Source organism: Streptomyces sp. NPDC088194 (assembly GCF_040702025.1).
Classification (GTDB): domain Bacteria; phylum Actinomycetota; class Actinomycetes; order Streptomycetales; family Streptomycetaceae; genus Actinacidiphila.
Window position 1 is genome coordinate 1 of sequence record NZ_JBFBIV010000042.1, and the last position, 23,532, is coordinate 23,532.

A 23,532-nucleotide genomic window follows, 5' to 3' on the forward strand; every position below is an offset into this window, starting at 1 on the left:
CGACTCTATCAGACGCTTTCCAGTGCCTGACCCCCAGTCAGCGGGGTTTGTCTTTCCGGCCCTTCGGCCGTTCCGACGAGTGAGACTTTAGCGGATGTTCAGCGGCCGATCCAAATCGGCCGCTTCCCGTTCCGCCGGGCATTCCAAAAGCGCACAGACAGGCGAACACGGCAATGCGCGTTCGACTCGAATGGTTACTGCGGAATGGTTGTCCGGGGACCAACCGAGGTCGGCGCTCACGTCGGACAACCCGGAGGACACTACGCATCCCCCGCGCCCGTGTCAACCTCCGCCGGATCGGGACCCCACGGACACCTGTCACGGCACTACCTGTCGCGCCACCACCTGGCGCGCTACTGTGGTGGACATGACCTCGTGTACGTACAGCACCCAGTGGTGGGCCGCCTAGGGCGGCCCGGGACTGACGTATGCATCCAACGGCCGCCGCCTCGGCGGCCGTTTGCGTTGTGCCCTCGGTCGCACACCGGGCGGCGGTCTCCGATCTGTCACAGGACACAGGACACAGGAGACGACGGACATGACGGCGACGACGCAGGAATCCGCAGAGGCGACACAGCCTGCCGCGGGTGGGAACAGGGACCAGCCGGCGCGGCCACAGAGCGCCCGTATCTTCAGCGGGGTCAAACCCACCGGGCACCTCACCCTGGGGAACTACCTCGGCGCGATGCGGCGGTGGGCCGAGGTGGACCAGCACCGGGCCGAGTCGCTCTTCTGCGTGGTGGACCTGCACGCGCTGACCGTGGAGCACGACCCGGCACGGGTGCGCCGGCTGAGCCGGCAGACGGCGGGACTGCTGCTGGCCTCCGGGCTGGACCCGGAGGTGTGCACGGTCTTCGCGCAGAGCCACGTGGACGAGCACACCCGGCTGATGTTCCTCCTGGAGTGCGTGGCCACGGACGGCGAGATGCGCCGGATGATCCAGTACAAGGAGAAGTCGGCGCGGGCGCGGACCTCCGGGCAGAGCGTGCGGCTGTCGCTGCTGACGTATCCGGCGCTGATGGCGGCGGACATCCTGGCGTACGGGGCGACCGAGGTGCCGGTGGGCGAGGACCAGACGCAGCACGTGGAGCTGACCCGGGACCTGGCGGTGCGGTTCAACCAGCGCTACGGCCACACCTTCGTGGTGCCGAGGGCCACGGTGCCGGCGGTGGCAGCGCGGGTGATGGACCTCCAGGACCCGCTGGCGAAGATGGGGAAGTCGCACGCGGCGACGGCCGGGATCGTCTACCTGCTGGACGAGCCGGAGGCCGTGGTCAAGAAGGTCCGGCGGGCGGTGACGGACAGCGAGCCGGGGGTGTCGTACGACCGCGAGGCACGGCCGGGGGTCGCGAACCTGCTGGAGATCCTGTCGGCGTGCACGGGTGAGGAGCCGGATGCGCTGGCGGAGCGGTACGACGGGATCGGGGTGCTGAAGGCGGACACGGCCGAGGCGGTGGTGGAGCTGCTGCGGCCTCTGCGGGCGCGGCACGCCGCCATCAGCGCCGATCCGTCGTATGTCGACGGGGTGCTGCGCGAGGGTGCGGCCCGGGCCCGGGCGCTGGCCCGGCCGACGGTCGACGCGGCGTACGACGCGATCGGGCTGCTGCGTCCGGCGTGAGCAAGGGCGGGCCGCGGGTCACCCACGTGGTGTGCCGGGTCACCCACGTGGGTGACCCGGCGCGCGGCTCCGAAGGCCGGCCGGCCCGCCGCTGCCGTATGAACGGCTAGACGCCGGTGGCCAGTTCGCGGCTGCGGTCGCGGGCGGCCTCCAGCGCCGCGATCAGGGCGGCGCGCACGCCGTGGTTCTCCAGCTCGCGGATGGCGCTGATGGTGGTGCCGGCCGGCGAGGTGACCGCCTCGCGGAGCTTCACCGGGTGCTCGCCGCTGTCGCGCAGCATGACGGCGGCGCCGATCGCGGACTGGACGATGAGGTCGTGGGCCTGGGCGCGGGGCAGCCCGAGCAGGATGCCGGCGTCCGTCATCGCCTCGACCAGGTAGTAGAAGTAGGCGGGGCCGGAGCCGGAGAGCGCGGTGGCGGCGTCCTGCTGCTTCTCGGGGACGCGCAGGGTCTTGCCGACCGGCTGGAAGATCGCCTCGGTGCGCGCCAGGTGGGTCTCGTCGGCGTGCCGTCCCGCGGAGATCACGGACATGCCCTCGTCCACGAGCACGGGGGTGTTGGGCATGACCCGGACGACCGCCGTGCCCTCGGTGAGGCGTTCCTCGAAGAAGGCGGTGGGGATGCCGGCGGCGGCGCTGATCACGAGCTTGTCGGCGCCGACGTGCGGGGCGAGCTCGGCGAGCAGGGCGCCCATGTCCTGGGGCTTGACGGCGAGGATGAGGGTGTCGGCGGTCTTGGCGGCGTGCGCGTTGCCGACGGCCTCGACGCCGTAGCGGGTCCGCAGTTCCTCGGCGCGTTCGGTGCGGCGGGCGGTGACCAGCAGGTTCTCGGGGGCCCAGCCGGCCCTGATCATCCCGGAGAGCAGCGCCTCGCCGATCTTCCCGGTGCCGAGCACGGCGACGGTCTGCGTCAGGGCGGTGGTGGCGGTCATGGCGGTTCACCTCAAGCGGTACGGGGCTCCCTGTCCGGTCATCCTCGCAGGGGCGGGGGCGAGGTGGTCGCCGCGTCCACTCCTCGGGCAGGTGAACCGGGGGTCAGACCGTCTCGTCGAGGTGGTCGGCGTAGTGGTCGAGCGCGCGGCGGTAGCGGGCGACGGCGGGTGCGGAGCTGGTGGCGGTGAGGAGTTTGAGCAGGTCGGCCACGGCGTCGCCGGAGCGGCCGAGGTTGTGCAGGGCGATCGCGCGGAATGCGGTCAGGGCCGGGTCGCCCGGGTACTCGGTGAGGGCGCGGTCGAAGGCGGCGAGCGCGTCGTCGTACCGGCCCAGTACCCGGTAGGTGCTGGCGAGGCCGGTGTGGGCGCCGAGCCGGTCCTCGTCGTCCAGGCCGCCGACGGCGAGCGCGGTCTCGTAGAACGGGACGGCTTCGGATTCGAGGCCGAGGCGGTCGTGCAGCCAGGCGGTCTGGTACGCGACGGCGGGGTCCTGCGGGTGCCGTGCGGCGAGGGCGAGCAGGGCGTCGCGGTCCCCTGCCTCGCGCAGCCGGGTCGCTTCGGCCGCGGCGTGCGCGTCGTACGAGGTCATGGCCGCCATCATGCCGCACGCGGTCACGCCGTACGGCGGGTACTCCCGGGGCGGTAGGGACCGGTAGGGGGCGGCTCAGGGTCATCCCCTATGGCGTGCGGGCGGGGCGGGGTGGACCGTTGCGGTATGAGTCGTTCATCCCGTGAAATCTCTGTATCGGGCGCGGAGAAGCGGCACTTGGCCGTGGCTTCCGTGACCCTCGGACCCTGGCGGCCGGCCGCGGTCGTGGGCGCGCTGGGCGGTGGAGTGTCGCTGGTCCTGCACCTCGTGGGCGGGCACTTCGGGCTCGGCATCCTGAGCAGCGCGCTGTCGGTGGCCGCGCTGCTGTTCTTCTGCGTGGGCGGGGCGGGCTCGGTGCTCGGCTACTCCTCGCGGGGCGCCGGCCGGGACCACCGCATCAGGCGCTGGGCGCGCTCGCACCCGTGGCAGGTGGCCGCCGTGCCGGCCGGGATGATGTTCCTGACCGACGTGGTGGTGCGGCAGGTGCTCACCAGCCAGGGCTTCTTCGGGTCGGTGTGGACCGGCCTGTGGCACGGTGCCGTGGTGGCGGCGGTGGTCGGCGTCGCGGGCACGTTCAGCAGGTCTCGGGCGTAACGCGCGAGCACCCTCCACGGGCGTCGAACCGCGGGCACGGTTCGCGGGCGACGGCGGTACGCGTACGGGGGCGACCGCCGGCGACCCGCGCCCGCCCCACCGGCTCCCCACACCCGCCGATCCCACCGGCTCCCCTATCCCCACCGGCTCCGCTAACGCACCGCCCGCAGCACCAGGTCCGCGAGCCGGCGACCCGCCTCGTCGTCCAGGGGCGCGTGTTCGATCAGCAGCCGGTACCACAGCACGCCGTAGACCACGTCGATCAGCAGTTCCAGCGAGAGGTCGGACGCGATCTCGCCACGGGCGGCGGCCCGTTCGAGGATCTCCCGGAGCACCGCGCGCCGCCGGAACAGGAAGCGCTCCCGGAACGCCGTCGCGAAGACCGGGTCGAGCAGCGCCTGCGCCATCAGGCCGGCCAGCACCGGCCGCTGCCCGCGCTGCCGGAAGGTCTCGGCGAGGAATCCCCTCAGGTCCTCCGCCAGCGAGCCCTCGTCCGGCACCGCGATCGTGGTCTCGGACAGGTCGAGCAGCGCGGTCAGCACGACGTCCGCCTTCGACGGCCACCAGCGGTAGATCGTCTGCTTGCCGACGCCGGCCCGCGCGGCGATGCCCTCCACCGTCAGCGCGGCGTATCCGCGCTCCTTCAACTCGTCGATCGCCGCGCCCAGGATCGCCTGGCGCGCGGCCTCGCTGCGTGGCCGCCCCGGCCGCCGGTCACCCGTCATGCGCTCACCTTACTTTACAAGACGGCACGTCTCGATATAGAAACGAGACATCGCGTATCGAATCAACGAGGGAGCACTGACATGCGTGTGGTGATCATGGGCGGCACGGCCGGCATCGGGCTCGCGACGGCCCGGGCGCTGCGGGCGGACGGCGCCGAGGTCGTCGTGACCGGGCGGAACCGGGAGCGGCTGGCGGCGGCCGCCGCCGAGGGGCTGACCGCCGAGCGCGTCGACGGGACCGACGAGGACGCGGTCGCCGCGTTCTTCGAGCGGATCGGCGCCTTCGAGCACCTGGTGCTCGCCTTCAGCTCGGGCCATGTCGGCGTCGGCCCGATCAAGGACACCGAACTCGCCGACATACGCGCCGCGTTCGACGGCAAGCTCTTCGCCTACCTGTTCGCCGTCCAGCGGGCGCGGGTCACCGGGTCGGTGACGCTGCTCTCGGCGGCGTCCGCGCGTGCCGGTCTGCCGGGGCTGGCCGGGCTCGCGGCGGTGAACGGCGCCATCGAGCGGATCGTCTCCCCGCTGGCCGCCGACCTCGCCCCGGTCCGGGTCAACGCGGTCTCGCCGGGCGTCATCGACACCGACTGGTGGGCGTTCCTGCCCGAGGAGCAGCGCGCGGCCCAGTTCGCCGCCACCGCGGAGTCCGTCCCGTCCGGGCGGGTCGGCACCTCCGAGGACGTCGCGGGCGCGATCCGCTACGTGATCGGCGCGGACTACGTGACGGGCTCGATCCTGCCGGTGGACGGCGGGTTCACGGTGGCGTGACGAGGGCGCACGGCGGCGAGCGGCGGGCGAACGGCGGCGCGACCGAGGGCGCGAGGCCGTTACGGCGCGCGGATGCGGTGATGCGGCCGGGCCGCGGCGCTACCGGCGGCGCTTGGCGGCGCCGCGGACCTTGCCGCGGCCGGCCGGGTTGCCGGTGCGCTGCGCCCGGCGGCGCTCGTACTGCTCCCGCGCCTGTTCGTACTCCGCCCGGAGCAGCCGCTCCCCCGGCGCCTCGTACAGGCTCCGGACGAAGTACGCCAGCAGCGCGCCGACGAAGCCGATCACGTACAGGCCCTGCATCGAGCCGCCCGTGTCCGGGTCGGCGCCGGACGCCGAGGGGCGGCCGCGTACGTAGCCGCGCCACGTCCGGGCGAACATCAGCACGCTGCACACCGCGAAACCGGCGATGGCCAGGACGTTCACGAACAGGCCGACGTCGGCGTCCGTCAGGCCCTGGAAGCCGAAGAGCAGCACCAGCGCGCCGATCACCGCGCTCACCAGCGACCCGGCCGCCACGCCCACCCGCCGCAGCGCGTAGCCGCCATCGTGGCCGACCCAGGTCGTCCCGAAGAACCGGATCGGCTCGGGCCGCGGGGCTCCGGCCGTACGGTCGCGGTCCTCGCCGGGCCCATGGGTGTCGCTCACGTCATCGATTATGCGGGATCGGCCCGACGCGCCCGTCCGGCCGCCGGCCCGGTCACCGGCGCGGCGCGGGCCGTTCCGTGTCAGGAGTAGCCCCAGAGCCGTTAAAGCTCGTGGATTCGCGCCGGGGTTGCGTAGGCCGTGGCGTTAGCATCTGCGGGTCGGACCCGAGGAACGGAGACTTCACCCGTGCGCCACCCTCGTGTAGGTGTTGCCATTCTGACGATGGGCACCCGGCCCGCGGAACTCCTCGCGCTGCTGGAGTCCGTGGCGGCGCAGGAGACCCCGGCGACGCGGGTGGTGGTCGTGGGGAACGGCTCGCCGCTGCCGGATCTGCCCAAGGAGGTGGCCACGGTCGAGCTGAGCGAGAACCTCGGGATTCCCGGCGGCCGCAACGTGGCGATCGAGGCCCTGCGGGAGTTCGGCGACGTGGACGTCGTGGTCGACCTGGACGACGACGGGCTGCTGCTGGGCACCGACGTCTTCACCCGGCTGTGCGCGCTGTACGAGGCCGACGACCGGCTGGGCGTGGTGGGTTTCCGGATCGCGGACGAGCGGGGGCGCACCGCCCGCCGGCACGTGCCGCGGCTGCGGGCGTCCGATCCGATGCGCGGCGGGCTGGTGACCACGTTCCTGGGCGGCGGGCACGGCCTGTCGATGCGGATGCTCGACGAGATCGGCGGCTGGCCGGACCCGTTCTTCTACGCGCACGAGGAGACCGACCTCGCCTGGCGCGCGCTGGACGCGCGCTGGAACGTCCGGTACGCGCCGGAGCTGGTGCTCCAGCACCCGTGGACGTCGCCGACCCGGCACGCGGTCTACTACCGCAACCTCGCGAGGAACCGGGTCTGGCTGGCCAAGCGCCACCTCCCGGTGCTGCTGGTGCCCGCGTACCTGGGGGTGTGGACGGCGCTGACCGTGGCGCGCACCCGGTCGGGGGCCGGGCTCAAGGCGTGGTGCGCGGGGTTCGTCGAGGGCGTGCGTACGCCGTGCCCGCCGCGCCGCCCGATGCGGTGGTCCACCGCGTGGCGGATGACCCGGCTCGGCCGGCCCCCGCTGATCTGATCGCGCCGATCGATCAACGGGGGCTCGGCGAGGCCGGGTTCAGGGCTTCAGCGCTCCAGCAGGGTGACGTCGCGCACGGCGCCCTTGTCCGCGCTGGTCGCCATCGCCGCGTACGCGCGCAGCGCGGTGGAGACGTGGCGGGTGCGGTCGCGGGGCGCGTACACGCCGTTCAGGGCCTCCCGGCGGGTGGCCAACTCCTCGTCGGAGACGAGCAGTTCCATGGTGCGGTTCGGGATGTCGATCCTGATCCGGTCACCGTCCTCGACCAGCGCGATGGTGCCGCCGGAGGCCGCCTCGGGCGAGGCGTGGCCGATGGACAGGCCCGAAGTGCCGCCGGAGAAGCGGCCGTCGGTGACCAGCGCGCAGACCTTGCCCAGGCCGCGGCCCTTGAGGAAGGACGTCGGGTAGAGCATCTCCTGCATGCCCGGGCCGCCGCGCGGACCCTCGTAGCGGATGACCACCACGTCGCCGGGGGTGACCTGCTTGGCGAGGATCTTCTCGACGGCCTCCTCCTGCGACTCGCAGACGACGGCCGGGCCCTCGAAGGTCCAGATCGACTCGTCGACGCCCGCGGTCTTCACCACGGCGCCGTCCACGGCGAGGTTGCCGCGCAGCACCGCGAGGCCGCCGTCCTTGGAGTAGGCGTGCTCGACGTCGCGGATGCAGCCGCCGGCCGCGTCGGTGTCGAGGGTGTCCCACCGCTCGGACTGGGAGAACGCCTCGGCGGAGCGGACGCAGCCGGGGGCGGCGTGCCACAGCTCGACGGCTTCCGGCGACGGGGAGCCGCCGCGCACGTCCCAGGTGTCGAGCCACTGCTTGATCGAGGGCGAGTGCACGGTGTGCACGTCCTCGTTGAGCAGCCCGCCGCGGTAGAGCTCGCCGAGGATGGCGGGGATGCCGCCGGCCCGGTGCACGTCCTCCATGTAGTACGTGCCGCCGGGTGCCACGTTGGGCGCGACCTTGGCCAGGCACGGCACGCGGCGCGAGACCTCGTCCATCTCGCTGAGGCCGTAGGTGACCTCGGCCTCCTGGGCCGCGGCCAGCAGGTGCAGGATCGTGTTGGTGGAGCCGCCCATCGAGATGTCCAGCGCCATCGCGTTCTCGAAGGCGGCCGGGGTGGCGATGGCACGCGGCAGCACCGACGCGTCGTCCTGCTCGTAGTACCGCTTGGCCAGGTCCACGACGGTGGCGCCGGCCTTCTCGTACAGCGCGCGGCGGGCGGTGTGGGTGGCGAGCACCGAGCCGTTGCCGGGCAGGGCCAGGCCGATCGCCTCGGTGAGGCAGTTCATCGAGTTGGCGGTGAACATGCCGGAACACGAGCCGCAGGTCGGGCAGGCGTTCTCCTCGATGCGGAGGATGTCCTCGTCGGAGACGTCGTCGTTGACGGCGTCGGAGATCGCGTTGATCAGGTCGAGCTTGCGGACGGTGCCGTCGACGAGGGTGGCGCGGCCGGCCTCCATGGGCCCGCCGGAGACGAAGACCGTCGGGATGTTGAGGCGCAGCGCGGCCATCAGCATGCCCGGGGTGATCTTGTCGCAGTTGGAGATGCAGATCAAGGCGTCCGCGCAGTGCGCCTGGACCATGTACTCCACGGAGTCGGCGATCAGGTCGCGGGAGGGCAGCGAGTAGAGCATGCCGCCGTGGCCCATCGCGATGCCGTCGTCCACGGCGATCGTGTTGAACTCGCGCGGCACCGCGCCCGCCGCGAGGATCGCCTCGGAGACGATCCGGCCGACCGGCTGGAGGTGCGTGTGACCCGGTACGAACTCGGTGAAGCTGTTGGCGACCGCGACGATCGGCTTGCCGATGTCGGAGTTGGCGACGCCGGACGCGCGCATCAACGCGCGGGCGCCGGCCATGTTGCGGCCGTGGGTGACCGTACGTGACCTCAGCTCGGGCACGGTTTCCCCTCCTTCTTGGACCCGGGTTTCGCCCCTCGGGTCCACTTCGCTCGTACGAGTCTGCGCTGCCGGGACTCGCGACTGCCTGGACGACGAGCCTACGCCCGCGGCCCAGGATTCGGACGTCCCGTCCGCATGGTGGCCCCGGGCCGGAGGGAGGGTCGGGCCCGGAGAGGAGGTCGGGCCGGCGGGGAGGGTCAGGGCACCCGGACGGCAGCGAGGTGCAGCCGGGTGAAGGCCAGGGCCTCCGCGAGGTCCTCCTCGCGTTCGGCCGCGGACATCGCCCGCCGGGTGTTCACCTCGATCACCACGTGCCCGCCGAAACCGCCGGAGGCCAGCGCGCCCAGCAGTTCCGCGCAGGGCTGCGAACCGCGCCCGGGCACCAGGTGCTCGTCCTTCGCCGAGCCGTTGCCGTCGGCCATGTGCACATGGGCCAGCCGGTCGCCCATCCGCGCGGCCATCTGAAGCGCCCCGCTGCGCGAGGTGGCCGCGTGCGAGAGGTCGACCGTGAAGTGCCGGTAGTCCTCCTTGGTCACGTCCCAGTCGGGGGCGTACGCGAGCATCTCGCGGTCGCGGTAGCGCCAGGGGTACATGTTCTCCACGGCGAACCGGATGTCCGTCTCGTCGGCCATCCGCCACACCCCGCGCACGAAGTCGCGGGCGTACCCGCGCTGCCAGCGGAAGGGCGGGTGCACCACGACGGTGGAGGCGCCCAGCCGCTGGGCGGCGGCGCGGGCCCGCAGGAGCTTGGTCCACGGGTCGGTGGACCACACCCGCTGGGTGATCAGCAGGCACGGCGCGTGCACCGCGAGGATCGGCACCTGGTGGTAGTCCGACAGCCGGCGCAGCGCCTCGACGTCCTGGCTGACCGGGTCGGTCCACACCATGACCTCGACGCCGTCGTAGCCGAGCCGCGCGGCGATCTCGAACGCGGTCGCGGTGGACTCGGGGTAGACCGAGGCGGTGGACAGCGCGACCTTCACGTCCTTCCTGCCGGACGAATCGCGCATTCCCGAAATACCGGACACGGCGGCGACGCGGCCTCGGCGGGCGTCGCGCGCCTCGGGTCGGTCCGCTGCTTCTGGCACGCAAGCCAGCGTACGGCGACCGGCCGGACGAACGGCACCGCCGCCGGTGGGACGGCGCCCGGCCGACCGCCGCCCGGCCGCTCGTGGAGCCGCCGGACCGCCCTCGTATGACACGCGCCACGTGGACGGCCGCGCGGCCGCTCGTACGCCCGCGGGCGACCGCTCGTACGGCCGCCCGCGGCGGCGCCGGCTCAGGCGGGGCGGCGGGCCACCGAGGAGGCGGGCAGGTCCTCCGGGGCCACCGAGGAGGCGGCCGGGCCGGGACCCGCGGCCCGGTCCCGCGCGGCCGAGGCCACCTCGCCCACCATCACGTCGAGCTTGCGCAGGATCACCCCTTCGCGCAGCGCCCACGGGCAGATCTCCAGCTCGTCGACGTCGAAGAGGTCCATCGCGCCCTCGGCGACCAGCGCGCCCGCCAGCAGTTGCCGGGCGCGGCCCTCGGAGACGCCGGGCAGCGCGGAGCGGCGGGCGGCGCTCATCGCGGCCAGCCGCGGCACCCACTCCTCCAGCACCTCGCGCCGCAGCGTGCGCTGCACGTACAGGCCGTCCGCGCTGCGGGCGGCGCCGCCGATCCGGGCGAGCTGGCGGAACGTCTTGGAGGTACCGACGGCGTGGTCGGGGCGGCCCAGCCGGGCGAACTCCGGCACGGCACGCGCTATCTCGGCCCGGGCGTGCTTGCGCAGGGCGCGCACGTCGGCGGTGGCGGGCGGGTCGCCGGGCAGCCAGCTGCCGGTCAGCCGGCCGGCGCCGAGCGGCAGGGAGACAGCCGCGTCCGGGTACTCGTCCATGCCGAAGGCGACCTCCAGCGAGCCGCCACCGATGTCCAGCACCAGCAGCCGGCCCGCGGACCAGCCGAACCAGCGGCGTACCGCGAGGAAGGTCAGCCGGGCCTCGTCGGCGCCGGACAGCACCGTCAGCCGTACACCGGTCTCGCGCTCGACCCGGTCCAGCACCTCCTCGCCGTTGGCGGCCTCGCGGATCGCGGAGGTGGCGAACGCCAGGACGTCCTCGACGCCCTTGTCCTCCGCCACCCGCATCGCGTCCGCGACGGTGCTCACCAGCCGGTCCACCCCGGTCCCGCCGATCGCGCCGCGCACGTCGAGCAGTTCGGCCAGCCGCAGCTCGGCCTTGTGCGAGTACGCCGGCAGCGGCCGCGCGCCCGGGTGCGCGTCCACCACCAAGAGGTGAACGGTGTTGGAACCCACGTCGAGCACTCCCAGTCGCATGGGCAGCACTGTAGCCAGCGGTGCTGCCGGGTGGCGCCGGCCGGCGCCGCCCGTATTCGGCGCCGGGTCCGGCACCCGCGTTCGGCGGCCTTCTTCGCACCAGCCGGCCCGCTCCGGTCCGGCGCCCCGGACCCGCGTGACCGCATTCGGCGCATTACGGTCTTACGCTTGGGCGCGTGGCGAAGGTGAAGACCCGCAAGGGCACGAAGAAGAGCGCCGGGACGACCGCGGCGAGCAAGGCAGGCGTGCCCGACGAGGCCGGGCTGGACTTCGCCCGGGCCTGGGTGGAGTTCGTCGACCCCGCCGACGAGGAACAGGTCTTCCGGTGCGACCTGACCTGGCTCACCTCGCGCTGGACGTGCGTCTTCGGCAGCGGCTGCCAGGGCATCGTGGCCGGCCGGGCGGAGGACGGCTGCTGCTCGCTCGGCGCGCACTTCTCGGACGACGACGACGAGAAGCGGGTCGCCGGGCACGTGGCCCGACTCACTGCGGACGACTGGCAGTTCCACGACATCGGCACCGGCGCGGACGGGTTCTGGGCCGAGGAGAACGAGGACGGCGAGCGGCAGACCCGCGTGGTGGACGGCGCCTGCGTCTTCTCCAACCGGCCCGGGTTCGCCGGCGGGCAGGGCTGCGCGCTGCACGCGCTCGCGCTGCGCGAGGGCCGCGAACCGCTGGAGACCAAGCCCGACGTGTGCTGGCAGCTGCCGATCCGCCGCACCTTCGACTGGGTGGACCGGCCCGACGACAGCCGGGTGCTGGTCGTGTCGATCGGGGAGTACGACCGGCGCGGGTGGGGCCCCGGGGGCCACGACCTGCACTGGTGGTGCACCTCGGCGACCTCCGCGCACGGCGCGGGGGAGCCGGTCTACGTCTCCTACCGGCCCGAGCTCACGGAGCTGATGGGGGCGGCCGGGTACGCGGAACTGGCGGCGCTGTGCGAGGCGCGGCTGGCGTCCGCGCTGCCCCTGGTGGCGCCGCACCCGGCGGACCCGGCGACCCCCCGGGAGTAGCCGCGGGCTGCGTCCCGGGGTTCCCTGCGTCCGAGGGTTACCTGTGTTCGAGGGTTCCCCGCCCGCTCACCCGGAGGGGGTCGCCGATGCGGACGGCGTGGAGCTGTCCGTGGGAGTGGCCGACTGCGTCGGAGGGGTGCTGCTCGGCGGCGGAGAGGACGAACTCGGCGGCGGGGAGCTGCTCTCGGTGCTCCCCCCGGTCGGCGGCGCGGAGACCGGTGGCACCGACCGCCGGGAGGACCCCTGCAAGGTGACCGTCGCGTCGCCCGGCGTGAACCGGATCTGCGCCGACCACGACCCGGACGGCTCCAGGGAGCGGTCCACCCGGACCTCCAGAGTGACCGTTTCCCCTGGCTTCAAGGTGCCCGAACGCGCCGAGAACTCCAGCCAGTACGCGGACGTGGCCGCCACCCACCTCACCGGCGCGGCGCCCCCCGCGGTGAGCGTGACGTACGTACGCCCGTAGCCAGGCCGCGCCGAGACCTCCAGCCACCCCGCGCCCTTGGGCACCGAGGAGGCCGGCGGCGCGGTGCCCCCGCTGACCGCCACGGTCGCGTCCTGCGGCGCCCCCGCGGACGACGGCGCCCCCGAGCCCTCCGGCGCGGCGGGCGCGCTCGGTGACGGCCCGGCGTTCCCCGCCTTCTCGTACGGCACCCCGTCGATCCCGTCCGGCGCGGACGCGCTGCGCCCGTCGTGCGAGTTCTCGCCCAGCGGGGTGGCCCGGTAGGCCGCCCACACCGCGAGCACGGGTGCGGCGACGACCGCAGCGACCACCGTGGTGGTCACCGCCCGGTGCCGCAGCACCGCCCGCCGGGCCGCCTTGTCGCCGAGGTCGGTGGGGAAGCCGCGCCGGTCGAAGCGCGGCGTGGACTCCCGGGCCCGCCCGAACCCGGTGTCCATGGCGTGCAGCAGCGCCGCGTACGCCGCCGAGCGCGGCGCCTCCACCAGCGGCAGCACCGCCGCGGCGTCGGCCGCGCCCGGCCACGGCCCGTCGGCGACGACCCGCTCGGCGGTGCGCCGGCACACCGGGCAGTCGTCCACGTGCCGGACCAGTTCGGTGCGCAGCGCGGTACCGAGGAGCACCTGCGTGTCCCCGGCCAGTTGCGCCACCTCCGGGCAGCTGCCGGTGTCCACGACGGCCATCGCCGTACGGGTCCGCTCCACCTCGCAGGCGGCCCGGGCCAGCCGGGTCCTGGCCGCTTCCGCGTCGAGCCCGACCACATGCGCGACTTCGCGCGGCGCGAGCTGGTGGCGTACCGCCAGCTCCAGCGCCTCACGCTGCTCCGGACTGGTGCCGGCCGACTCCGGCCAAGCCAGCGAGGCGAGTTGGGCCCGCCGCTGCTCGGCCACCGACTCCGAGGTGTGCGGCGCGACCGGCTTGCCCGCCGCGAGCCGGCGCAGGCACACCCACCGGGCCAGCGCGTACAGCCACGGCCTGCGCAGCCCGGGGTCGCGCAGCCTGACCCGCTGCCGCTCGGCCAGCGCCAGCACCTCGCCGAGCGCGCCGGACGCCGCGTCGTGCTCGCACAGGATGGACAGGCAGTACGTGAACAGGCCGTCGAGATACGGCTCGTAGTGCGCCGGAGGCTGCATGGGCAGCGTGCCCTGCGGCCGCCGGGCACGGCCCTCACGGCGGCCGCCGTGCACCCGGCCGGCCCGCTCGGGCTCCGCGTCGGCACACGGCCGTCCGGCCGGAGCGCGGTGTTTGCGGTGGGCTCCGGTGCTCTGCGTCGGGTTGGGGCTTTCCTGCCTGCTCATCACCGGGCGACGGTAGGCCCGCGAACGCCCTCGGTTCAGCACTCCCGGCCTTGTTTAACCCATATGGGTAATGATCCACCACAAAAAGGGGACAGGACGGCCACACGTACGAGTGAACGCGGTTGTCCGCCCCGCCCGCTACGGTGAACCGCATGGCCACCCGCAAACCCGCGTCCAAGGACCGCCCCTCCTATCGCTGCACCGAGTGCGGCTGGACCACGGTGAAGTGGCTCGGCCGCTGCGGCGAGTGCCAGGCCTGGGGCACCGTCGAGGAGTTCGGCGGCGCGCCCGCGGTCCGCACCACCGCCCCCGGCCGGGTGACATCAGCCGCCCGCCCGATCGCCCAGGTCGACGGCACCCAGGCCACCGCCCGCTCCACCGGCGTACCCGAGTTGGACCGGGTGCTCGGCGGCGGCCTGGTGCCCGGCGCCGTCGTCCTGCTGGCCGGCGAGCCCGGGGTCGGCAAGTCCACGCTGCTGCTCGACGTGGCCGCGAAGGCGTCCGGGCCGCAGCACCCGACGCTCTACGTCACCGGCGAGGAGTCCGCCTCCCAGGTGCGGCTGCGCGCCGACCGGATCGGCGCCCTCGCCGACCACCTCTACCTCGCCGCCGAGACCGACCTGTCCGCGGTCCTCGGCCACCTCGACGACGTCAAGCCGGCCCTGCTCGTCCTGGACTCCGTGCAGACCGTCGCCTCGCCCGAGATCGACGGCGCGCCCGGCGGCATGGCCCAGGTCCGCGAGGTCGCCGGCGCCCTGATCCGGGCATCCAAGGAACGCGGCATGTCCACGCTGCTGGTCGGCCACGTCACCAAGGACGGCGCGATCGCCGGGCCCCGGCTGCTGGAGCACCTGGTCGACGTCGTGCTCAGCTTCGAAGGCGACCGGCACGCCCGGCTCCGGCTGATCCGCGGGGTGAAGAACCGCTACGGCGCCACCGAGGAGGTCGGCTGCTTCGAGCTCCACGACGAGGGCATCACCGGGCTCGCCGACCCCTCCGGGCTCTTCCTCACCCGCCGCGACGAACCCGTGCCCGGCACCTGCCTGACCGTCACCCTCGAAGGGCGCCGGCCCCTGGTCGCCGAGGTGCAGGCGCTCACCGTGGACACCCAGATCCCCTCCCCGCGCCGCACCACCTCCGGCCTGGAGAACTCCCGGGTGTCCATGATGCTGGCCGTCCTCGAACAGCGCGGCCGGATCAAGTCCATCGGCAAGCAGGACATCTACACCGCCACCGTCGGCGGGGTGAAGCTCACCGAGCCCGCGGCCGACCTGGCGGTGGCGCTGGCGCTGGCCAGTGCCGCGATCGACACGCCTCTGCCGAAGAACCTCGTCGCCGTCGGCGAGGTCGGCCTCGCCGGCGAGGTGCGGCGCGTCACCGGCGTCCAGCGCCGCCTCTCCGAGGCCCACCGCCTCGGCTTCACCCACGCCCTCGTTCCCCCCGACCCCGGCAAGATCCCTGCGGGCATGCGCGTCACCGAAGTAGCCGACATCTCCGACGCCCTCCGCACCCTCCCCCGCCGCGCCTGACCCCCCGGGGTGCAAGCGCGGCTCCCCCGTGCTCACCCCGAAGGGACCCGGGCATACCCAGGGGCGCGGGGAACTGCGCGCGCAACCCACAACGAACCGGTGTGAACGCACGACCGCAAGGGCCACCCCCTCAGGGGCGCGGGGAACTGCGCGCCCAGCAGGCCACCAGGAGCACCCGGCAACGGCGGGAAACCGTAGCGGCGAGACCCCTTCGTACCCCCCACAAACAGGTGGTCCCTCAACCGACAGCACCCCCCACCCCGGGCGGGTCCGCCCAAGCCCCCCGCAGGGAGTCGTAAACTTTGCCCAAACGCAGCGACCGTGAGGAGCAGAGTGGCAGCCAACGACCGGGCAGGGGGCGCCGCCCCGGCTCGTAGGGCAGCGGGCGACTCCTCCGGGCGCGCCGGCAGCGGGCTGGGCAGCGACGGCGGCCTGATGCGCGCCTCACTGAGCGCGGTCGCCCCGGGCACCGGCCTGCGGGACGGCCTGGAACGGATCGTCCGCGGCAACACCGGCGGCCTGATCGTCCTCGGCATGGACAAGACCGTCGAATCGCTCTGCACCGGCGGCTTCGTCCTGGACGTGGAGTTCACCGCGACCCGGCTGCGCGAGCTGTGCAAGCTCGACGGCGCCCTGATCCTCGACAAGGACATCACCAAGATCCTGCGGGCCGGCGTGCAACTCGTGCCGGACCCGACCATCCCCACCGAGGAGACCGGCACCCGGCACCGCACCGCGGACCGGGTCAGCCGCCAGGTCAACTTCCCGGTGGTGTCGGTCAGCCAGTCGATGCGGCTGATCGCGCTGTACGTCGACGGGCAGCGCCGCGTCCTGGAGGACTCCGCGGCGATCCTGTCCCGCGCCAACCAGGCCCTGGCCACCCTGGAGCGGTACAAGCTCCGGCTCGACGAAGTGGCCGGCACCCTGTCCGCGCTGGAGATCGAGGACCTGGTGACGGTGCGCGATGTCACCGCCGTCGCCCAGCGGTTGGAGATGGTCCGCCGAATCGCCACCGAAATCGCCGAGTACGTCGTGGAGTTGGGCTCCGACGGGCGCCTGCTCGCGCTCCAGCTCGACGAGTTGATCGCCGGCGTGGAGCCCGAACGCGAGCTCGTCGCGCGCGACTACGTCCCCGAGCCGACCGCCAAGCGCAGCCGTACCGTCGTGGAGGCGATGGCCGAACTGGACGCGCTGCCGCAGAACGAGTTGATCGAACTCACCACGGTGGCACGCGCGTTGGGCTACACCGGATCGCCGGAGTCGTTGGACTCCGCGGTCTCGCCGCGCGGTTACCGGCTGCTGGCCAAGGTGCCGCGGCTGCCGAACACCATCATCGAGCGGCTGGTCGAGCACTTCGGCGGCCTGCAGAAGCTGCTCGCCGCCAGCGTGGACGACCTCCAGACCGTCGAGGGCGTCGGCGAGGCCCGCGCCCGGTCGGTCCGCGAGGGCCTGTCCCGGCTGGCCGAGTCCTCGATCCTCGAACGGTACGTGTAAGTCCGGCCGTTCAGCCGGTCCGGCCGGCGTCCGGCCGGTTCAGTCGGCGTCCGGCCGGTTCAGTCGGCGTCCGGCCGGTTCAGTCGTCCGTGAGCTGGAAGGACGCCTGCTTGCTGCCGTACCCGGGCTTCTGCAACTGCACCAGGTAGGTGCCGGGCTTGGCCTGCGCACCCTTCGGCTTCGCGCACTGCGGCGAGCTGGTCTTGCCGTTCCAGCTCAGCGTGTAGGACATCGAGGAGTGCGCGGGGACCTGGAGCAGGTGGGAGCCGGTGGTCGGGCAGTCGTCCGACGCCCAGACGTGGCTGGCGCCCGGCGCGCCGGTGACCGTGAACACCGCACTCTTCGGCCCGACGTCGATCTTGCAGCCGGCCGCGCCGGAGTTCGTCGCCACCAGCCGGAACTCCGGGTTCTGGCCGGGCTGGTAGGAGTTGCGCACGCTGCTGAGCGAGAGCGTGACGGTGCCCGGTGCGCAGGTCGGCAGCGAGGAACCGGCCGGCACTTCCTGGCCGGGCGCCGGCACCGTGCCGCCGGTGCCGCCGCTGCCGGAGCCGGCCGTGCCCGCGCCTGCCGCGGAGCCGCCGTCACCCGCGCCGCCGTCACCCGCGCCGCTCGAAGAGCCGTCGCCCGCACCGCCGTTGGTACCGCCGTTGTCGCCGCCGCCGGACGAGCCGCCGGACGAGTCGCTCGGCGCGGTGTCGCGGCCGCCGGGCTCCCCGCCGTTGTGCGGGCCGGACGGCGTCGGACCCGGGGTGATCGTGGCCGCCGGGGTGTGCGAGTCGGCGGGGGCGCTCGCCCCGTGGCCTCCGCCGCCACCACGGAAGTTGACCACCCATACCGCGATCGCCGCCGCCAGCGCGAGCAGGCACAGCAAAACAGCCCGCCGCCGCCAGTAGATAGACGATGGCAGAGGTCCGACGGGATTGCGCACAGAGCCCACAGACGCACTCTAGGGGAGATCAGTACCGTGGTGTCGCACCACCCGCCGCCATACGTCCGCTCTTTGCCGATCATCACGTTTACATCGCCCCGAAGTTGCCCCTCTCGGCACCCCAACTCGCCGCCGCCCGGCGCCATCCGCGGCACCCCCGACCCCGTCGTCACTCTGACGTGATCATCGGTAGCTGTCCGTGTCCATTGTCCCTGGCATGTGCGAGGATCGACCCGCGATGAGCAACGACCTCTCCTCCACCCAGCTTCCGGCGTCGCCCCTCTCGACGGACGACGCCGCGGCCGGCGCCCCCGGCGGCTCCGCCCGCCCCGCGCCGGTGACCACCCCTTCCTCCACGCCCGCACCCGAACCCGAACCCGCGCCCACTCCCTCATCCGACTCCCCGGCGCCCGTTCCCGTCGTGCTGCCCGCCGCCGGGGCCCTGCACGGCACCGTGATCGACTGGTTCGACGAACACGCGCGGGACCTGCCCTGGCGGCGGCCCGACGCGGGCGCCTGGTCGGTGATGGTGAGCGAGTTCATGCTGCAGCAGACCCCGGTGAACCGGGTGCTGCCGGTGCACGCGGAGTGGCTGGAGCGCTGGCCGCGCCCGGCCGACCTCGCCGCGGAGTCGCCGGGCGAGGCGGTCCGGGCCTGGGGCCGGCTCGGCTACCCCCGGCGCGCCCTGCGGCTGCACGCCGCCGCGACGGCCATAGCACATCAGCACGACGGCGAAGTACCCCGCGAGCACAGCGAGTTGCTGGCCCTGCCGGGCATCGGGGAGTACACCGCGGCAGCCGTGGCATCGTTCGCGTACGGCCGGCGGCACATCGTTCTCGACACGAACGTGCGACGGGTCTTCGCACGGGTCGTCACCGGTGTGGAGTACCCGCCGAACGCCACGACGGCTGCGGAGCGCAAGATCGCGGCCGCCCTGCTGCCCGAGGACGACAGCACCGCGGCGCGATGGGCCGCGGCCACCATGGAGTTGGGCGCGCTGGTGTGCGCGGCGCGCTCCCCGCGGTGCGGCAGCTGTCCCCTGGCGGCCCGCTGCGCCTGGCGGTTGGCCGGCTCCCCCGCGCACGAGGGCCCGCCGCGGCGCGGCCAGACGTACGCGGGCACCGACCGGCAGGTGCGCGGCCGGCTGCTGGCGATCCTGCGGGCGAGCCGCAACCCGGTGCCGCGCGCCCTGCTGGACACCGCCTGGAGCGAGCCCGTACAGCGTGCCCGCGCGCTCGACGGCCTGATCGCGGACGGTCTCGTGGAGCAACTGCCCGACGACCACTTCCGCCTGCCGGTCTGACCGAGCCGGCCGGCTCCCGTGCGCAGTGCGGGTGCGGGTGCAGGTGCAGGTGCGGGTGCGGGTGCCGGTGCGGGCCGGAGGGATGCGAACCCCCGGAGGGTGTCACGGCAGATCCCGCCGCTCCCCCGCGACCGCCCGGGCGGGGGTACCTCCGCCCGGGCGGCGCAAGGGGCCGCTCTGCCACAGCCCGCACCCTGGTGTCACCACCCGCACGCTCACGCCACCGTCCGGCCCCGGCGGCGACCGTTCTTTCCGCCGCCGGCGTCCCGCTCCACCGCGGTCCGCTCCACCGCCGTCCGCTCCCCCGCCGCTCGACCGCCGGGACGCCCGCCCGCATATCGGTGCCGCGCCCCTCTCCGCCGCCTCCCCCAGGCGCTGTTACACAACCGATGGGTTGCTGTGCGGTCGTCGTGCGGTGCTGGTCGCCAAAGCCCAACATCCGGTTCGTAGCGTCGATAGCGGCCGTGGGAGGCGTTCTCGTCGGCCCGTGAACGGTAGAGCGTTATCGGCGGGGTGGAGGCGGCACAGATGGCGGCGAACAGCGGGGTTCTGGAGTTCGAGGAGTACGTACGGACCCGGCAGGACGCCCTGTTGCGCAGTGCCCGGCGACTGGTGCCGGACCCGGTGGACGCCCAGGACCTGGTGCAGACCGCGCTGGTGCGTACCTACCCGCGCTGGGACGGCATCGCCGACAAGCGGCTCGCGGACGCGTACATGCGCCGGGTGATGATCAACACCAGGACCGAGTGGTGGCGCAGCCGGCGGCTGGAGGAGGTGCCGACCGGCGACCTGCCCGAGTCGAGCGTCGACGACGGTGCCGAGCAGCGCGCCGACCGGGAGATGCTGCGCGACGTGATGCGGGTGCTGGCGCCGCAGCAGCGGCAGGTGGTGATCATGCGGCACTACGGCCAGCTCAGCACCGAGGAGACGGCCCGTGCGTTGGGGATGTCGGCGGGTACCGTGAAGAGCACGCTGCACCGGGCGCTGGCCCGGCTGCGGCACGAGCTGGAGCACGGCAGGTACGGGTACACGCGGAGGGAGAGCCAGTGCGCCGCATAGCGCTGACCGCCGCCGTGGGTGCCTTCGCCTGCGTCACGGCCGCGGGCTGCGGTACGACGGTGACCGGTGCGCGGCAGGAGGGCCCGGCGCCCACCGCGACGATGAAGACGCCGGACACCGGCGCGCCCGCGCTCGCCGCCGACCCCGCCGCGCTGGCCGGGATGGTGCGGCGCGACTCCAGCGTGAGCGCCGACGTGCGGGAGGACCTGGAGCCGTGCACGGCCGGCGACGCCGACGACGACTCCGACGGCACCAGCCCGTCCGACGCGTCCGACGCCACCTACCCGCTGGACACCGACTCCGGCGACCTCACCTCGGGCGACGGCCCGGACCTGGTGGTCAACGTCACCACCTGCGGCGACGGCCTCGGCATCGCCGCCTACGTGTACCGGATGACCGGCACGAAGTACCGCTGCGTGTTCGCCGACGAGCGCTCCCCCGTCTACGGCAGCGTGATCAACGGCCGGCTCCAGGTCGTCCACGAGGTCTACCGGACCGACGACGCGGTGGCGTACCCGACCGGTGAGGAAACGGTCACCTACGCCTGGCACGGCACCCACTTCCTCCAGGTCTCCCGCTCCTACTTCGACTTCGGCGCGAAGACGCCCTCCGCGAAGCCCGAGCCGACCTCCACCGAGCCCGCGCCGCTGCCCAGCTCCGAACCGCTGGACCCGGGACTGCCGTTGGACACCGACCCGACCACGTCGCCCTCCCGGACGCCCTCCGCCACCGCGGAACCCAGGTCCTCGGCCGGCGCCGCGCGGGTCGGCAGCGCGAGTGGGGGACGATAGGGACATGGCCGCCACCCACGTGTTGTTCGTCGAGGACGACGACGTCATCCGCGAGGCGACCACGCTCGCCCTGGAACGCGACGGCTTCCAGGTCACCGCGGCCCCCGACGGCGTCGCCGGGCTGGAGTCGTTCCGGGCACGGCAGCCCGACCTCGCCCTGCTCGACGTGATGGTGCCGGGCATCGACGGGGTGAGCCTGTGCCGCCGCATCCGCGACGAGTCCATGGTCCCGGTGATCATGGTCTCGGCGCGGGCCGACGCGATCGACGTGGTGCTCGGCCTGGAGGCCGGCGCCGACGACTACGTCACCAAGCCGTTCGACGGCGCGGTGCTGGTCGCCCGCATCCGCGCGGTGCTGCGCCGTTTCCGCGCCGCCTCCCCCAGCGAGGAGGTCGACGAGGGCGCCGTGCTGTCCTTCGGGGACATCGAGATCGACCCGGAGGGCATGGAGGTCACCCGGGCCGGCCGCCGGCTGGCGCTGACCCCCACCGAGATGCGGCTGCTGCTGGAGTTCGCCGGCGCCCCCGGCACCGTGCTGTCCCGCGACCGCCTGCTGGCCCGGGTCTGGGACTACGCCTGGGGCGGCGACACCCGCGTGGTCGACGTCCACGTGCAGCGGCTGCGGACGAAGATCGGCCAGGACCGGCTGGAGACCGTACGCGGCTTCGGCTACAAGCTGAGGGCCTGAGGTGGCCGCGTACGAGCCGCCGCGTTCGCCGGTTCCCGGGCCCGCCCGCGATCCGGCCGCCACCGTTCCGGCGCCGGCCGCGATACCGCGCCCGGCCCGCGAGCGCTTCCCCGCGCCGCCCGATCCGCCGGCCGCGCCGCCCGCACCGGGTTCACCGAGTTCACCGGACGTACCGGGCCCGCTCGATCGCGAACTCCTCGACGGCGAGCCGTTCCACGCGTTCCCCGGCGCCCCCGGCGATGACCGGTCCGACCCTTCCGACCTCACCGACCCGGACGACCCGGGCCCCTCGTCCCGTCGCCGCCGGCGCCCCTCGGACCGCCCGGCCCCCCGCGGCACCCGCCCGTCCCTGTCCGCCCGGCTCGGCCGCCTCGGCCGGCTCTGCGCCCGCCTGACCCGCAGGGCCCGCCGCGTCCTGCGGCGCCACCCGCTGCTGCGCCGCCTGCTCCTGCGCCGCGGCCTGCGCTGGAAGATCAGCGCGGCCATCGCCGCGGTCTCCGCCCTGGTCGTCCTCACCCTCAGCCTGGTCGTGCACAACGCCGCCCGGGTCAGCATGATCAACTCCACCCGGGACGTCCAGGACGAACGCGTCCAGTCCGCGCTGCGGATCTACGAGGCCACCGGACGGCTGGTCTTCTACGCCCGGCTCGACGACCCCGACCTGCCCCCGGCGCTCAAGAGCTACGCCGCCAAGGGCCAGCGCGCCACCTACGTCGCCGCCGGCCGCCACGGCGCCCCGACCGTATGGGCCGAGACCCCGGCCGGCGGCCACCACGTGCTGTCGCTCAAGAGCGCCTTCAGCGACCGCTACTCCGTACTGGTCGACCTCGACCAGGCGCTCATCGTCGGCTCCATCACGGTGGTGGTCGGCGGCACCGCGATCGGCGTGCTGATCGGTGGCCGGATGTCGCGCCGGCTGCGCAAGGCCGCCACCGCGGCCCGCAAGGTCGCCGACGGCGACACCCAGGTGCGGGTGCGCGAGGCGATCGGGGGCCGCCGGGTCCGCGACGAGACCGACGAACTGGCCCGCGCGGTCGACGGCATGGCCGACGCGCTCCAGCTGCGGCTGGAGGCCGAGCGCCGGGTCACCGCCGACATCGCGCACGAGCTGCGCACCCCCGTCACCGGCCTGCTCACCGCCGCGGAACTGCTCCCGCCCGGCCGCCCGTCGGAGCTCGTCCGGGACCGGGTGCACGCGCTGCGCACCCTCGTGGAGGACGTCCTCGAAGTGGCCCGGCTGGACGGCGCCGCCGAGCACCCCGAACTCCAGGAGATCGCGCTCGGCGAGTTCGTTCGCCGCCGCGTGCCCGTGCTCGCGCCCGACGCCGAGGTGGTGGTCGCCGAGGACGCCGTCGTGCAGACCGACCCGCGCCGCCTGGAGCGGGTGCTCGGCAACCTCCTGGCCAACGCGCTGCGGCACGGCGCGCCCCGGATCGAGGTCCTGGTCGACGGTGCGTTCGTCCGGGTCCGCGACCACGGCCCCGGGTTCCCGGCCGACCTGCTGCGCGAGGGGCCGAGCCGCTTCCGTACCGGCCGCACCGACCGCGCCGGCGGCGGCCACGGCCTGGGGCTGACCATCGCGGTCGGCCAGACCCGGGTGCTCGGCGCCCGCCTCACCTTCCGCAACGCCCCCGCCTCGGAGGGCGGCGGCGCCATCGCCCAGCTCCTGCTCCCCCGCGCCTGATCCGGGCCGGTCGGCTCGGCGCGGCCAGGAGGCTCAGCCGGGCACGTCAGCCCAGCGGGGCCGGGGCCGGCCCCCGGCCCCATCCACCCCGGCCCGGCGCCGTACTCCCAGGCCCGGGCCTGTATCCCGGCCCCGTAC

Annotated in this window: 21 protein-coding genes; 12 read left to right on the plus strand and 9 right to left on the minus strand. The window is 74.0% G+C overall.

The annotated features are described in order from the left end of the window. The first annotated feature begins 538 nt into the window (after positions 1–538). Complete coding sequence (gene trpS, locus AB0399_RS22905; protein WP_329366074.1) at positions 539–1,618, plus strand: tryptophan--tRNA ligase; 1,080 nt, start codon at positions 539–541, stop codon at positions 1,616–1,618. 106 nt (positions 1,619–1,724) lie between these two features. On the opposite strand, the gene proC is transcribed toward trpS, so the two are convergent. Both proC and AB0399_RS22915 read right to left on the minus strand, forming a co-directional pair. Next, positions 1,725–2,531 (minus strand): pyrroline-5-carboxylate reductase, encoded by an 807-nt coding sequence (gene proC, locus AB0399_RS22910; protein WP_329374048.1) that lies wholly within the window; start codon positions 2,529–2,531, stop codon positions 1,725–1,727. Between the two features lie 121 nt (positions 2,532–2,652). Further along, positions 2,653–3,138, minus strand: coding sequence for a tetratricopeptide repeat protein (locus AB0399_RS22915; protein WP_366412597.1), 486 nt, complete (start codon positions 3,136–3,138; stop codon positions 2,653–2,655). Positions 3,139–3,321: 183 nt separating this feature from the next. Between AB0399_RS22915 and AB0399_RS22920 the strand changes: the two genes are divergently transcribed. Then, complete coding sequence (locus tag AB0399_RS22920) at positions 3,322–3,732, plus strand: hypothetical protein (protein ID WP_329366078.1); 411 nt, start codon at positions 3,322–3,324, stop codon at positions 3,730–3,732. A gap of 152 nt (positions 3,733–3,884) precedes the next feature. On the opposite strand, the gene AB0399_RS22925 is transcribed toward AB0399_RS22920, so the two are convergent. Further along, positions 3,885–4,457 (minus strand): TetR/AcrR family transcriptional regulator, encoded by a 573-nt coding sequence (locus tag AB0399_RS22925; protein WP_366412598.1) that lies wholly within the window; start codon positions 4,455–4,457, stop codon positions 3,885–3,887. Positions 4,458–4,538: 81 nt separating this feature from the next. On the opposite strand from AB0399_RS22925, the gene AB0399_RS22930 reads away from it, so the two are divergent. Then, positions 4,539–5,225: an SDR family oxidoreductase gene (locus AB0399_RS22930; protein WP_366412599.1), complete on the plus strand. Its 687-nt coding sequence runs from the start codon at positions 4,539–4,541 to the stop codon at positions 5,223–5,225. A 99-nt stretch (positions 5,226–5,324) separates the two neighbouring features. Here AB0399_RS22930 and AB0399_RS22935 read toward each other — a convergent pair whose 3' ends face one another. Further along, positions 5,325–5,870 carry a hypothetical protein gene (locus AB0399_RS22935; protein WP_366412600.1) on the minus strand — a complete coding sequence of 182 codons (546 nt, stop codon included), beginning with the start codon at positions 5,868–5,870 and terminating at the stop codon, positions 5,325–5,327. A gap of 186 nt (positions 5,871–6,056) precedes the next feature. On the opposite strand from AB0399_RS22935, the gene AB0399_RS22940 reads away from it, so the two are divergent. Continuing rightward, on the plus strand, positions 6,057–6,932 hold the full coding sequence (locus AB0399_RS22940; RefSeq protein ID WP_329366087.1) for a glycosyltransferase: 876 nt from the start codon (positions 6,057–6,059) through the stop codon (positions 6,930–6,932). 47 nt (positions 6,933–6,979) lie between these two features. Here the strand turns inward: AB0399_RS22940 and ilvD are convergent, their stop codons facing one another. The 3 genes from ilvD to AB0399_RS22955 form a co-directional block, all read right to left on the minus strand. After that, on the minus strand, positions 6,980–8,833 hold the full coding sequence (gene ilvD, locus AB0399_RS22945; RefSeq protein ID WP_329366089.1) for a dihydroxy-acid dehydratase: 1,854 nt from the start codon (positions 8,831–8,833) through the stop codon (positions 6,980–6,982). Between the two features lie 197 nt (positions 8,834–9,030). Beyond that, positions 9,031–9,843 (minus strand): sugar phosphate isomerase/epimerase, encoded by an 813-nt coding sequence (locus AB0399_RS22950; RefSeq protein WP_366412601.1) that lies wholly within the window; start codon positions 9,841–9,843, stop codon positions 9,031–9,033. Between the two features lie 269 nt (positions 9,844–10,112). Further along, complete coding sequence (locus AB0399_RS22955; protein WP_329366092.1) at positions 10,113–11,147, minus strand: Ppx/GppA phosphatase family protein; 1,035 nt, start codon at positions 11,145–11,147, stop codon at positions 10,113–10,115. A 245-nt stretch (positions 11,148–11,392) separates the two neighbouring features. Here AB0399_RS22955 and AB0399_RS22960 point away from each other — a divergent pair, with 245 nt between their 5' ends. Then, positions 11,393–12,160 (plus strand): hypothetical protein, encoded by a 768-nt coding sequence (locus AB0399_RS22960; RefSeq protein ID WP_366412622.1) that lies wholly within the window; start codon positions 11,393–11,395, stop codon positions 12,158–12,160. A gap of 66 nt (positions 12,161–12,226) precedes the next feature. Here the strand turns inward: AB0399_RS22960 and AB0399_RS22965 are convergent, their stop codons facing one another. After that, positions 12,227–13,918, minus strand: a complete 1,692-nt coding sequence (locus tag AB0399_RS22965) for a hypothetical protein (RefSeq protein WP_329366094.1) — start codon at positions 13,916–13,918, stop codon at positions 12,227–12,229. A gap of 152 nt (positions 13,919–14,070) precedes the next feature. Between AB0399_RS22965 and radA the strand changes: the two genes are divergently transcribed. Both radA and disA read left to right on the plus strand, forming a co-directional pair. Next, positions 14,071–15,447, plus strand: a complete 1,377-nt coding sequence (gene radA, locus AB0399_RS22970; protein WP_328467672.1) for a DNA repair protein RadA — start codon at positions 14,071–14,073, stop codon at positions 15,445–15,447. 435 nt (positions 15,448–15,882) lie between these two features. Further along, positions 15,883–16,941 (plus strand): DNA integrity scanning diadenylate cyclase DisA, encoded by a 1,059-nt coding sequence (disA, locus tag AB0399_RS22975; RefSeq protein ID WP_328474368.1) that lies wholly within the window; start codon positions 15,883–15,885, stop codon positions 16,939–16,941. Positions 16,942–17,020: 79 nt separating this feature from the next. On the opposite strand, the gene AB0399_RS22980 is transcribed toward disA, so the two are convergent. Then, a complete protein-coding gene (locus tag AB0399_RS22980; protein ID WP_366412602.1) occupies positions 17,021–17,812 on the minus strand; it encodes a hypothetical protein in 792 nt (263 codons plus the stop codon). A gap of 394 nt (positions 17,813–18,206) precedes the next feature. On the opposite strand from AB0399_RS22980, the gene AB0399_RS22985 reads away from it, so the two are divergent. The 5 genes from AB0399_RS22985 to AB0399_RS23005 all read left to right on the plus strand — a co-directional run bounded on the left by AB0399_RS22985 (position 18,207) and on the right by AB0399_RS23005 (position 23,394). Continuing rightward, positions 18,207–19,172: an A/G-specific adenine glycosylase gene (locus AB0399_RS22985; protein WP_366412623.1), complete on the plus strand. Its 966-nt coding sequence runs from the start codon at positions 18,207–18,209 to the stop codon at positions 19,170–19,172. Positions 19,173–19,700: 528 nt separating this feature from the next. After that, the gene (locus AB0399_RS22990) at positions 19,701–20,231 is read left to right on the plus strand and encodes a SigE family RNA polymerase sigma factor (protein ID WP_328467668.1); all 531 of its coding nucleotides are present in this window, start codon (positions 19,701–19,703) and stop codon (positions 20,229–20,231) included. Continuing rightward, positions 20,219–21,022 (plus strand): hypothetical protein, encoded by an 804-nt coding sequence (locus AB0399_RS22995; protein WP_366412603.1) that lies wholly within the window; start codon positions 20,219–20,221, stop codon positions 21,020–21,022. The genes AB0399_RS22990 and AB0399_RS22995 overlap by 13 nt, the downstream gene beginning before the upstream one ends. A gap of 4 nt (positions 21,023–21,026) precedes the next feature. Then, positions 21,027–21,710, plus strand: coding sequence for a two-component system response regulator CseB (gene cseB / locus AB0399_RS23000; RefSeq protein ID WP_366412604.1), 684 nt, complete (start codon positions 21,027–21,029; stop codon positions 21,708–21,710). 433 nt (positions 21,711–22,143) lie between these two features. Further along, positions 22,144–23,394, plus strand: a complete 1,251-nt coding sequence (locus AB0399_RS23005; protein WP_329374054.1) for a HAMP domain-containing sensor histidine kinase — start codon at positions 22,144–22,146, stop codon at positions 23,392–23,394. The last annotated feature ends 138 nt before the right edge of the window (positions 23,395–23,532 follow it).